Below are 12173 nucleotides of genomic sequence, written 5' to 3'. Positions count from 1 at the left end.
CTTCAGCCCCCAGTGATCGCCCAGCAGGCCAGCAGGCCGGCGAACAGCGCCAGCACCCTGGGCCACGTGACCGGCCGCGACTCGACCCAGCGGTACAGCAGCGCCGCCGCCGCGATCGACAGACCGAAGGCGGCGATGAGGCCGAGCAGACTGGTCCAGGGCCCGGCGGGTGCCAGCCGCGCCACCACCGCACTCACCAGCAGCAACACCGGGAAGTGGATCAGGAACAGCGAATACGAGATGCGCCCCAGCCACAACAGCGGCAGCCATGCGCCCAGTGCCAGATTGCGGCGGCGCTGCGCCGCCACCAGCAGCAGAGCGGTGACCAGTGCGGTAGCGATGCGGCTGCGCCAGTCGAGCGCCAGGGCGGCGACGCCCACCATCACCAACAGGGCCACCGCGAAGCGCCAGGTGCTGCGCCGCGTGGCGCGGCCGATCCAGAACACCAGCATGCCCAGCCCGTAGGCACCAAAGAAATAGAGCGCCGTGTCGTCGAGCGCGGCGTTGCGGTTGAACACCGCGAGTGAGGCAACGGCGAGCACCAGCACCAGGCCCACAGCCAGCCAGCGCGAGCGCTCCGGGTCCAGCGCCCAGCTGCGCTGCAGCACGTCCGACAGACCCATCGCCGCAAGCGCCAGCACGAAGAGCTGGAAGTCGATCGCCACGTACCACACGCCGGCGGAGAGCGCTTCGTAGCCGAGCAGGTCCTGCAGCAGCAGCCCGTGCGCCGCCAGCTGTGCGAGGCCGGGCGCCGCCGGCACGGCCTCGTCGAGGAGCCAAGGCCGCACCAGTGCGGCAGCCAGCACGCTGACGATGAGCGCCACGAGGTAGGGCGTGGCGAGCCGGCTATAGCGCTGGAACACACGCAGCATGGGCCGGTCCATGCGCAGCACGCCATCGGGCGCGAGGCTGCCGGCGGCCAGGAAACCCGCGAGCACGAGGAACACCTGCACCGCAAGGCGGCCGTTGTCGGCCAGCCATTCGAAAACCGATGGCGCCAGCGTGGAGGCACTGGCCGGCAGTGGGCCGTAGCGCGCGAGGTGATGCCCGACGATCAGCGCGCAGGCGAGCCCCTTTGCCACGTCGAGCAGCGGCATGCGCACCGCGACCGCAGGCGCGGCCTTCGTGCGCGCCGCGCCCGGATCAGAGGCCAAGGCGCTGCCGCGCTTCCTGGTACTCGCGCTTGAGCTTCTCGATGAAGGCGGCGGCAGTGCCGACCTCGGTGACGGCGCCGATGCCCTGCCCCGAGCCCCAGATGTCCTTCCAGGCCTTGGTCTTGCTCCCGCCCTCCGCCGCGCCGAAATTCATGGTCTTCAGGTCGCCCTGCGGCAGATTGGCCGGGTCCATGCCAGCGGCCACGATGCTCGGCGCGAGGTAGTTGCCGTGCACGCCGGTAAAGAGGTTCGAATAGACGATGTCGTCGGAGTTGCCGGCGACGATGGCCCGCTTGTACTCCTCGCTCGCGCGCGCCTCCTGGGTCGCGATGAACGCAGTGCCGATGTAGGCGAAATCGGCACCCATGGCCTGTGCCGCCAGCACCGCGCCGCCGGTCGCGATCGCGCCCGACAGCGCGATAGGTCCATCGAACCACTGGCGGATTTCCTGCACCAGCGCGAAGGGGCTCTTGATGCCGGCGTGCCCGCCGGCACCGGCCGCCACCGCGATGATGCCGTCCGCGCCCTTTTCGATCGCCTTGCGGGCGAATGCGTTGTTGATGACATCGTGCAGTGTCACGCCGCCATAGCTGTGCACCGCGTCGTTGACGTCGGTGCGCGCACCGAGCGAAGTGATGACGATCGGCACCTTGTACTTCACGACCATTTCCATGTCGTGCTCGAGCCGGTCGTTGCTCTTGTGCACGATCTGGTTGATGGCGAAGGGCGCTGCAGGCCGGTCCGGATTCGCCTTGTCGTGTGCCGCGAGCTCCTCGGTGATCTCGGCCAGCCAGTCCTCCAGCTGCGAGGCCGGACGGGCATTGAGCGCGGGCATCGCCCCCACCACGCCCGCCTTGCATTGCGCGATCACGAGCTTGGGGTTGCTGATGATGAACAGCGGCGAGCCGATGATCGGGAGCGGGAGGTTGGCGAGCACGGGAGGAAGCTTGGACATGGTTCGGTCGTCTCTTTGCAGGTTGTGAAAAACGGGGGCGATCCGCCGGGGTTCCGCTTTCAGAAGGCGTCGATCGCCAAGGCAGTCACGCTCTCGGCGCCTTCGACGATGCTGTCGCGCAGCCCGGGTGCCTTGTTGAGAATGTGCTCGGCATAGAAGCGGGCAGTGACGATCTTGGCCTGCATGAAGGCGACGTCGTTGCCGGCCTCGACCTGGTCCTCGGCCACCAGCAAGGAACGCGCGAGCTGCCAGCCGGCGACGAGGTTGCCCGCCAGCATCAGGTACGGCACGCTGCCTGCAAACACCGCGTTGGGCGATGCCTTGGTCTGGCCCGCGACGAACTCGACCACTTCGACGAAAGCCTCCCGCGCGGCCTTCAGCCGCTTGGCAACCGACTGCGAGCCGGCAGTGTCGCGCCTGGCGAGCTCGGCCTCGGTCTTCTCGATCTGGGCCGCGATGGCCTTGGCGACCTGACCGCCGTCGCGGGCGGTCTTGCGGCCGACGAGGTCGTTCGCCTGGATCGCGGTCGTGCCTTCGTAGATGGTGAGGATCTTGGCGTCGCGCAGATACTGCGCCGCACCGGTCTCCTCGATGAAGCCCATGCCGCCATGCACCTGGACGCCCAGCGAAGCGACCTCCAGGCTCATCTCGGTGCTGTAGCCCTTGACCAGCGGCACCATGTATTCGTAGAAGGCCTGGTTCTGCTTGCGCGTCTCGGCATCGGGATGGTGATGCATCGCATCGTAGGCCGCCGCCGCCGTGGTGGCCATGGCGCGGCAGCCCTCGGTGTAGGCGCGCATCGTCATCAGCATGCGCTTGACGTCGGGGTGGTGAATGATGGTCGCGCTCGCGTTGAGCGAGCCATCCACGGGGCGGCTCTGCACCCGGTCCTTAGCATAGGCCACGGCCTGCTGGTAGGCCCGCTCGGCAATCGCGATGCCCTGCATTCCGACCGCATAGCGCGCCGCGTTCATCATGATGAACATGTACTCGAGGCCACGGTTTTCCTGGCCGACGATGTAGCCCACGGCGCCGGGTCCGGCGCTGTCTGCAATGCTCGCCGCCGTGCCGTCCCCGTACTGGAGGACCGCCGTCGGAGAGGCCTTGATGCCCAGCTTGTGCTCGATGCTGACGCACTGCACGTCATTGCGCGCGCCGAGGGAACCATCCTGGTTGACCAGGAATTTCGGCACCACGAAGAGGCTGATGCCCTTCACGCCCTCAGGCGCGCCGGTGACGCGCGCCAACACGAGGTGCACGATGTTCTCCGCCATGTCGTGCTCGCCGTAGGTGATGAAGATCTTGGTCCCGAAGATCTTGAAGGTGCCATCGGGCTGCGGCTCGGCGCGGCTGCGCACCATCGCGAGGTCGCTGCCGGCCTGCGGCTCGGTCAGGTTCATGGTGCCGGTCCATTGCCCGCTCACCAGTTTCTCGAGGTAGGTGGCCTTCAGCTCGTCCGACCCCGCGGTGAGCAGTGCCTCGATGGCCCCGTCGCTCAGGAGCGGGCAGAGGGCGAAGCTCATGTTGGCCGAGTTGAGCATCTCGCCGCAGCCCGCGCCGATGGTCTTCGGCAGGCCCTGGCCGCCGAACTCGGCCGGATGCTGCAGCCCCTGCCAACCGCCTGCCGCGTACTGTGCGAAGGCTTCCTTGAAGCCGGGTGTGGTTGCCACCTCGCCGTCCTTGAACGACGAGGGATGCCTGTCGCCCGCGACGTTGAGAGGCGCGACCACGTCCTGGTTGAAGCGCGCGCACTCCTCGAGCACGGCTTGCGCCGTCTCGAGGCCGGCGTCTTCGAGGCCGGGCATCTGCGCGACCTGCGCGATGTCGGCGAGATGCTCGATGTCGAAGAGCATGTCCTTGACGGGGGCGATGTAGCTCATGAAGGTCTCCAATGCGGCAGATATGAAAAGGGCATCGCGAACGATGCCCTGTTGTTTCGACGGTCGGTTCGCCGAAGGTGCTTAGAGTGCCTTGACCAGTTCCGGCACCGCCGTGAACAGGTCCGCCTCGAGCCCGTAGTCGGCCACGCTGAAGATGGGTGCTTCCGGGTCCTTGTTGATCGCCACGATCACCTTCGAGTCCTTCATGCCCGCCAGATGCTGGATCGCGCCCGAGATGCCGCAGGCGATGTAGAGCTGCGGCGCCACGATCTTGCCGGTCTGGCCCACCTGCCAGTCGTTCGGGGCGTAGCCCGCGTCCACCGCGGCACGGCTTGCACCGAGGCCCGCGTTGAGCTTGTCGGCGAGGGGCGTCATCACCTCCGTGAACTTCTCGGAACTGCCGAGCGCACGTCCACCGCTCACGATGATCTTGGCGGCGGTCAACTCGGGGCGATCGCTCTTGGTAACTTCGCGGCCGACGAAGGTCGACTTGCCGCTGTCGGCCACGCCTTCGGCGTTTTCTACCGAGGCGCTGCCACCCGTGGCAGCAGCGGCGTCGAAGCCGGTGGTGCGCACCGTGACGACCTTGATGGCGTCGCTGCTCTGCACGGTTGCAATGGCATTGCCCGCGTAGATCGGACGCTCGAAGGTGTCGGGGCTGTCGACCTTGGTGACGTCGCTGATCTGCGCCACGTCGAGCTTGGCCGCCACGCGAGGCGCGACGTTCTTGCCGTTGGCCGTGGCCGGGAACAGGATGTGGCTGTAGTTCCTGGCGATGGCCAGCACCTGGGCGGCGACGTTCTCCGCCAGGTTCTCGGCCAGGCTCGGGCTGTCGGCGGCGATCACCTTGGCCACGCCGACGATCTTGGCGGCCGCGGCTGCCGCTTCGGCCGCATTGGCGCCGGCCACCAGCACGTGCACATCGCCGCTCTGGCAGGCGATGCCCGCGGTCACGGTGTTCAGGGTCGCCGGCTTGACGGTGGCGTGGTCGTGTTCTGCGATAACGAGTACGGTCATGTCGATTCCTCCTCAGATCACCTTGGCTTCGTTCTTGAGCTTGTCCACCAGCGTGGCGACATCGGGCACCTTGATGCCGGCGCCGCGCTTCGGCGGTTCGGTCACCTTGAGCGTCTTCAGGCGCGGCTTGGCGTCCACGCCCAGGTCCTCGGGCTTGAAGGTGTCGAGCTGCTTCTTCTTGGCCTTCATGATGTTGGGCAAGGTGACGTAGCGCGGCTCGTTCAGGCGCAGGTCGGTCGTGATGACCGCGGGCAGCGTGAGGGAGATGGTTTCGAGGCCGCCATCGACCTCGCGGGTGACGTTGACCTTGTCGCCGGACACTTCGACCTTGCTGGCGAAGGTGGCTTGAGGAAGATCCGCGAGAGCAGCCAGCATCTGACCTGTCTGGTTGGCGTCATCGTCGATCGCCTGTTTGCCGAGGATGATGAGCGAAGGCTGTTCCTTGTCCACCAGCGCCTTCAGCAGCTTGGCCACTGCCAGGGGCTGGAGCTCTTCGGTGGTCTCGACGAGGATGCCGCGGTCGGCACCGATCGCCATGGCGGTGCGCAGGGTCTCCTGGCACTTGGCGTCTCCGCAGGACACGGCAATGATCTCGGTGGCCACGCCCTTTTCCTTGAGCCTCACCGCTTCTTCGACGGCGATCTCGTCGAAGGGGTTCATGCTCATCTTGACGTTGGCGATATCGACACCGGTGCCGTCGCTCTTGACGCGCACTTTGACGTTGTAGTCGACGACCCGCTTGACGGGGACCAGGACCTTCATTGGCTTGACTCCATTGAATTGCAAAACTGGGGGTGCAGAGGAACCGAAGATTTTAGGCGCCGGCCTCTGCGCGAACTGTTCATTTCAATCATGGGGCGCCGCGGCGCAGAAAACAAAAAAGAACGGTCGTGCTTTTTTGCGATTATAGGCGAGCATCGCCGGCAGACGGCACGCCAGTTGGTAACGATTCGACGCGCAGCACGCGCTGGGGGTAGGGAATGTCGATCTTCGCCTTGCGCATGCCCTCGAGGATGGCGATGTTGATCGCCGAGCGCAGGTTGTCCTTGCCGTTGTGAGGGTCGGCGACCCAGACGTTGAGGCTGAACTCCAGTCCGTCGGGCGCGAAGTTGCCCAGGTAGGCCACGGGCGCCGGGTCCTTCATCACGCGCGGCTGCGCGGTCGCCGCACCGCAGAGGATCCCGATCACCTGCGCCACGTCGCTGTCGTAGCCCACCACGATGCTGGTCGTGATGTTGAACTTGAGATCGGCCATCGAGAGGTTCTCGACGCGGCTCGTGATCAGAGATTCGTTCGGCACGATCGACTCGCGCCCGTTGCCCGCCCTGACCAGCGTGTAGCGGGTCTTGATGTCCGTGATGCGGCCCTCGAAGCCGTCGACCTTCACGTTGTCGCCGATGCGGATCGACCGCTCGAGCAGGATCACGAAGCCGCTCACATAGTTGGCGGCGAGCTTCTGCAGGCCGAAGCCCAGGCCGACACCCAGGGCACCGCCCAGCACCGACAGCGCCGTCAGGTCCACGCCCACCGCCGACAAGGCAAAGAGCAGCCCGACCAGCAGCAGGATGGCGCGGAGGGCGTTCGAGGCCACCTTGCGCATGGAAAGGTCGGTCAGCGCGGTTTGAAGAACGCGCTTTTCAACGGTCGACGCGATCCACAAGGCGATCACCAGCACCAGCGCGGCGGACAGCGCGCCTTCGAGCATGGTGCGCAGGCTGACCTCGTTCTTTCCGAACGAGAGCGTGATGTTGTCGAGCTCGGTCAGCACGGCCGGCAGCAGGCCGACGATCCAGAGCACTGCTGCGATCCAGGCCAGCCAGGAGACTGTGCGCTCGACCAGCCGAACCAGCGCCGAGGTCGGGAAAACGGCTCGCAGCACGCGCGCGACCAGGCGGATTGCGACGAGCGAGAGGAACACAGACACCGCGATGCGCAACACCAGCACCGGCAGGAAATCGAGCGCGGCGCGGCGCGCAAGATCGGTCAGCACGAGTGCCAGCAGCGGGAACAGCAGCCCATCGAAGGTGCGTTCGCCGAACCAGATCGAGTCCTTGGGCTGGTCGCGGCCGAACCAGCGGCAGATGCCCCAGGCCAGCGCGACACAGGCGATCAGCGCGGCAATCTCGACCCAGAGGGTCTCGGCATGAATCTGGCGGAGCCGCTGGAGGAAGTCGTCCAGAGTCATCGGCCTACAGGTCTGCCAGCACCCGGACATGCGCCTCGACGCTGGTGGCCAGCGCATCGAGGTTGTAGCCGCCCTCGAGCAGGGAGACGATGCGCCCTGCGGCATGGCGTCGCGCCACGTCGCGGATGCGCTCGGTGATCCAGGCAAAGTCGTTCTCGTTGAGCCGCAACTGGCCCAGGTCGTCGTCGCGGTGCGCGTCGAAGCCGGCACTCACGAAGATCATCTGCGGCCGGAATTCGTCGAGCCGCGGCATCCAGCAGGCCTCGATCAGCTCGCGCACATCCATGCCCTTCGTGTAGGCCGGCACCGGCAGGTTGAGCATGTTGGGCGCCGGATGGTCGGCGCCGCTGTACGGATAGAAGGGGTGCTGGAAGATGCCAACCATCAGCACACGCGGATCGCCGCTGAAGATGTCTTCCGTCCCGTTGCCGTGATGGACGTCGAAGTCGACGATCGCGACGCGCTCCAGCCCGTGCACCTCGATGGCGTGGCGCACGGCCACCGCGACGTTGTTGATGAAGCAGAAGCCCATGGCCTTGTCGTGGCAGGCATGGTGACCCGGCGGACGCACGGCGCAGAAGGCGTTGTCCAGCGCGCCCGACATCACGGCGTCGGTTGCCGCGATGGCCGCACCGGCCGCGCGGCGCGCCGCCAGCATGGTGAACCGCATGAGCATGGTGTCGGGGTCGAGCTGCGCATGGCCGGGTCCGCCGGCAGGCTCGTCGGCCACCAGCCGCTGGTTCAGGGCCTCGAGGTGCTCGATGTGTTCGACGTCATGCGCCCGCGTGATCTGCGGCAAGGTCGCCAGCGGCACGTCGCCACGTTCAAGGGCATCGGCGACGCCGGTGAGGAGCAGGCGGTCCTCGATGGCATCGAGCCGCTGCGGGCATTCGGGATGGCCCGCACCCATGTCATGCTTCCAGCAGTCGCGGTGTGTGAAGTAGCCGGTTTTGCCCATGATCGACTCGCATCGGAGGCCTCACGCGGCATGGGGCCGCCAGGCTTACGGTATTGTTTGCATATGGATACAAAAATGGACGTGGCCGCGAAGCTCGCCAGTTTGCTCGGTCAGCTTAACACGGTGATCGTGGGCAAAGATGCGCAGGTGCGCGATTGCGTGGCCTGCCTTCTGGCCGGCGGCCACCTGCTGATCGAGGACGTGCCGGGAGTCGGCAAGACCACCCTCGCCCACGCGCTCTCGCACACCTTCGGGCTGCAGTTCTCGCGCGTCCAGTTCACCGCCGACCTGATGCCCGGCGACCTGTCGGGCGTCGCCATCTACGATCGGGGGCAGCAGGCCTTCGTCTTCCATCCCGGGCCGATATTCGCCCAGGTGCTGTTGGCCGACGAGATCAATCGGGCCAGCCCCAAGACGCAGAGTGCGCTGCTCGAGGCGATGGAGGAGAAGCAGGTCACGGTCGAAGGCGAGACCCGCCCTCTTCCGAGCCCCTTCTTCGTGATCGCGACGCAAAATCCGCACGATCAGCTGGGCACCTTCGCGCTGCCCGAATCGCAGCTCGACCGCTTCCTGATGCGCATCTCGCTGGGCTATCCCGACCGCGCCGCAGAGCGCGAACTGCTGGCGGGCGCCGACCGTCGCGAGATGCTGGCCGGCCTGCCCGCCCTGTTGACCGCCGGCGAACTTACCGCGCTGCAGCAGCGTGTGCTGCAGGTGCATGCGGCCGAGCCGCTGTTGAACTACGTGCAGGACCTGATCGCCGCGACCCGGTCGGGCCGATGGTTCCTGCAGGGCCTGTCACCGCGCGCGGGCATCGCGGTACTGCGCGCCGCCAAGGCGCAGGCGCTGCTGGCCAACCGCGACTACGCGGCGCCCGACGACGTGCAGGCCGTGCTGCCGCAAACCATCGCACATCGCCTCACCCCTGTCGGCGATGCCGGCCGCGGCGCGACCGAGCAGGTGCGCGCGATGGTCGCCGCCGTGCCCTTGCCGTGAATCGGGCTGCGCGCCTCTTCGTTCCGGTCCGCTCGCGCATCGACGGCTGGTTCCTGTCGCGCCGGCCGCCCTCGGACACACTCGAGCTGACCCAGCGCAATGTCTACATCGTTCCCACGAAGGCCGGCTGGATGCTGGCCGCCACGCTGCTGCTGCTGCTGATCGCGTCGATCAACTACCAGCTCAACCTGGGCTACCTGCTGACCTTCCTGCTGGCCGGCAGCGTAGCGGTCGGCATGCACGTGAGCCACGGCACGCTGCGCGGGCTGGAGCTGCGCCTGATGGCGCCCGACCCGCAGTTCGCGGGCGCCGCGGCCGTGCTGCGCGTGGTGCTGCACAACGCGCGGCGCAGTACCCGCTACGGCATCGGCCTGGCGGTTCGCCACAGTGGGCAGTGGGCGTGGAGCGACGTGCCCGCGCAGGGCAGCTCCACGGTCGAGGTGGCCTTCCAGCCCGATCGCCGTGGCCTGCATCCGGTCCCCACGCTCACCGCCGAGACCCGCTTCCCGCTCGGCACCTTCCGCGTCTGGACCGTGTGGCGGCCGGCCTCGAAGGTGCTGGTCTATCCCTCGCCCGAGCCGCACCCGCCGCCGCTGCCGCCGGGCGAGCCGCTGGCCGGCCAGGCCGCTTCTTCGGCACTGCGCGCCAGCGTGGCCGGCGAATACGACGGCGTACGCGCCTACCGGCGCGGCGATCCGCTGAAGCTCGTGGTCTGGAAGCGGGCCGCGCGGGCCCAGGCCACGGGGTCGGAAGACCTGGTGAGCCGCGACACGCAGCAGGCGCAAAGGCACGAGCTCTGGCTGGATGGCCAGGCCACCGGAGTCGCGGATCCCGAAGGCCGCCTGTCGCGGCTTTGTGCCTGGGTGTTGATGGCGGAGCGGCTTGGGGTGGACTACGGATTGCGCATCGCGGGGCGGACCGTCGCGCCTTCCCAAGGCGAGGCTCACAGGCGACGTTGCCTGGAAACGCTGGCGCTCTGTTGAGAACATGACGCTCGCAGCCAGGCTCCAGTCCCTTCCCCGCGAAGCCAGGGACACGCTCTTCCTGCTGGGCGTGATCGCCCTCATCCTGCTGCCCCAGCTGCGCAACATCCCCTGGTGGTGCAGCACCCTCGCCGCAGTCGTGCTGCTCTGGCGCGGCAGCCTGGCGGTGCAAGCCCGACCGCTGCCCAGCAAGTGGTGGCGCGCCGGCCTGCTCGCCGCCACGCTGCTCGCCACCTACGCCACCTACCGCACCCTGCTGGGCCGCGACGCGGGCGTCACGCTGATCGTGATCCTCCTGGCGCTCAAGACGCTCGAGCTGCGCGCACGCCGAGATGCCTTCGTGGTCTTCTTCCTGGGCTTCTTCACGATGCTCACCAACTTCTTCTACTCGCAGGCACTGCCGACGGCATTCGCCATGCTGCTGGCACTGCTGGGCCTGCTGACCGCGCTGGTCAACGCCCACATGCCGGTCGGCCGGCCGCCGCTGATGCAGGCTGCCCGCACCGCCGGGTGGATGGCCTTGCTCGGGGCGCCGATCATGCTGGTGCTGTTCCTGCTCTTCCCGCGCATGGCGCCGCTGTGGGGCACGCCGAGCGATGCCATGGCCGGGCGCAGCGGCCTGTCGAACACGATGCGCGTCGGGAGCATCGCGCAGCTTGCGCTGGACGACGGTATCGCCGCACGCATCAAGTTCGACGGTGACCGGGTGCCGGCGCAACGCGACCTGTACTTCCGCGGCCCGGTGCTGTCGCGCTTCGACGGCCGCGAATGGACGGCTTCGCCGCTGCTCACGCGCGGCGCCCAGAACGTGCGCGTGCAGGGCCAGCCCATCGGCTACCAGGTCACGCTGGAGGCGAGCAACCGGCCCTGGCTCTTGACGCTCGACGCCACGCCGCAGAAACCCGAGCTGCCGGGCTACGAGCTCTTCGGCACGGCCGACCTGCAATGGGTCGCAAACCGACCGATCAGCGACCTGGTGCGCTACCGGGCCGAGAGCTACACGCAGTTCCAGAGCGGTCCGCAGCGCCGCGGCGTCGCCCTGCGTCCCTACGTGGCCCTGCCTGCGGGCTCCAACCCGCGCACCCTTGCGCTGGCCGCGCAGATGAAGAGCGACCCTGCCCTCGCGAGCGCAGGCACCAGCGCCTTCGTGCAGGCCGCGCTGCGGCGGCTGCGGACCGGCGGCTACAGCTACACGCTGGAGCCCGGCGTCTACGGCAACGAGACCGCGGACGAATTCTGGTTCGACAGGAAGGCCGGCTTCTGCGAGCACATCGCCTCGGCCTTCGTGGTGTTGATGCGCGCGCTCGACATTCCGGCGCGCATCGTGACGGGCTACCAGGGGGGCGAGCTCAACGGCGTCGACAACTACTGGACGCTGCGCCACAGCGACGCGCATGCCTGGGCAGAGGTATGGGAAGAGAACACAGGCTGGGTGCGCGTCGACCCGACCGGCGCGATCTCGCCCGACCGCGTCGGCCAGTTCCAGCGCCTGGTGCCGCAGCCCGGGCTGTTCGCCGGCGCAGTGGACGCCATGAGCCCCACCCTCGCACAGAACCTGCGCGCTGCCTGGGAAGCGGTGAACAACGGCTGGAACCAATGGGTGCTCAGCTACACGCAGAGCCGCCAGCTCGACCTGCTGAAGAACCTCGGCTTCGACGCGCCCAGCCTGCAGGACCTCGCGACCGTGCTGCTGGCCCTGCTGGTCATGGCCAGCCTCGGGGGCGCCGCCTGGACCTTGTGGGAGCGCAGCCGGCACGACCCGTGGCTGCGGCTGCTTGGCCAGGCGCGCATGCGCCTCGCGCAGGCCGGCATCGAACTGCCCGAGGGCACGCCGCCGCGCCAGATGGCGCAGCAGCTTGCCGAGCGCTTCGGCGACGGCTCGCAAGCCGCGCAGGACTGGCTCCTGCGGCTCGAGGCGCAGCGCTACGCCGCCTCGCCCAAGCTCACGTTGCCGGCCCTGCGTGCCGAGTTCCGACATCTCGCCTGGCCGCGCTGAAACCACTTGTGTCGCGCGCCCTGGCCTTGCCCACGGGCTGCACAATCGG

10 protein-coding genes are annotated in these 12173 nt (G+C 67.8%); 3 read left to right on the top strand and 7 right to left on the bottom strand.

Annotated features, from left to right (window positions below):
• Positions 1-2: 2 nt before the first annotated feature.
• From G3W89_RS13070 to G3W89_RS13040, 7 genes are all read right to left on the bottom strand, one after another.
• Positions 3-1097: an acyltransferase family protein gene (locus tag G3W89_RS13070; protein WP_162577458.1), complete on the bottom strand. Its 1095-nt coding sequence runs from the start codon at positions 1095-1097 to the stop codon at positions 3-5.
• A 46-nt stretch (positions 1098-1143) separates the two neighbouring features.
• Positions 1144-2109 (bottom strand): NAD(P)H-dependent flavin oxidoreductase, encoded by a 966-nt coding sequence (locus G3W89_RS13065; RefSeq protein WP_162574483.1) that lies wholly within the window; start codon positions 2107-2109, stop codon positions 1144-1146.
• 59 nt (positions 2110-2168) lie between these two features.
• The gene (locus G3W89_RS13060) at positions 2169-3989 is read right to left on the bottom strand and encodes an acyl-CoA dehydrogenase (protein WP_162574482.1); all 1821 of its coding nucleotides are present in this window, start codon (positions 3987-3989) and stop codon (positions 2169-2171) included.
• Between the two features lie 81 nt (positions 3990-4070).
• Positions 4071-5006 carry an electron transfer flavoprotein subunit alpha/FixB family protein gene (locus tag G3W89_RS13055; protein ID WP_162574481.1) on the bottom strand — a complete coding sequence of 312 codons (936 nt, stop codon included), beginning with the start codon at positions 5004-5006 and terminating at the stop codon, positions 4071-4073.
• A gap of 12 nt (positions 5007-5018) precedes the next feature.
• Positions 5019-5768, bottom strand: a complete 750-nt coding sequence (locus G3W89_RS13050) for an electron transfer flavoprotein subunit beta/FixA family protein (RefSeq protein ID WP_162574480.1) — start codon at positions 5766-5768, stop codon at positions 5019-5021.
• Between the two features lie 142 nt (positions 5769-5910).
• Positions 5911-7191: a mechanosensitive ion channel family protein gene (locus G3W89_RS13045; RefSeq protein WP_162574479.1), complete on the bottom strand. Its 1281-nt coding sequence runs from the start codon at positions 7189-7191 to the stop codon at positions 5911-5913.
• Positions 7192-7195: 4 nt separating this feature from the next.
• A complete protein-coding gene (locus G3W89_RS13040) occupies positions 7196-8149 on the bottom strand; it encodes a histone deacetylase family protein (RefSeq protein WP_162574478.1) in 954 nt (317 codons plus the stop codon).
• A gap of 75 nt (positions 8150-8224) precedes the next feature.
• On the opposite strand from G3W89_RS13040, the gene G3W89_RS13035 reads away from it, so the two are divergent.
• From G3W89_RS13035 to G3W89_RS13025, 3 genes are read left to right on the top strand one after another with little or no spacing between them, the layout of a single operon-like run.
• Positions 8225-9145 carry an AAA family ATPase gene (locus G3W89_RS13035; RefSeq protein WP_162574477.1) on the top strand — a complete coding sequence of 307 codons (921 nt, stop codon included), beginning with the start codon at positions 8225-8227 and terminating at the stop codon, positions 9143-9145.
• Complete coding sequence (locus G3W89_RS13030) at positions 9142-10128, top strand: DUF58 domain-containing protein (protein WP_162574476.1); 987 nt, start codon at positions 9142-9144, stop codon at positions 10126-10128. Before G3W89_RS13035 ends, G3W89_RS13030 begins: the two co-directional genes overlap by 4 nt.
• 4 nt (positions 10129-10132) lie before the next feature.
• Entirely contained in the window at positions 10133-12124 is a 1992-nt protein-coding gene (locus tag G3W89_RS13025) for a transglutaminase family protein (protein ID WP_162574475.1), read from the top strand.
• Positions 12125-12173: the final 49 nt, after the last annotated feature.

Source organism: Variovorax sp. PBL-H6 (genome assembly GCF_901827155.1).
Lineage (GTDB): Bacteria > Pseudomonadota > Gammaproteobacteria > Burkholderiales > Burkholderiaceae_C > Variovorax.
The sequence above is the reverse complement of the archived record's forward strand: the minus strand, read 5'-3'. Positions and strand labels throughout refer to the sequence as shown.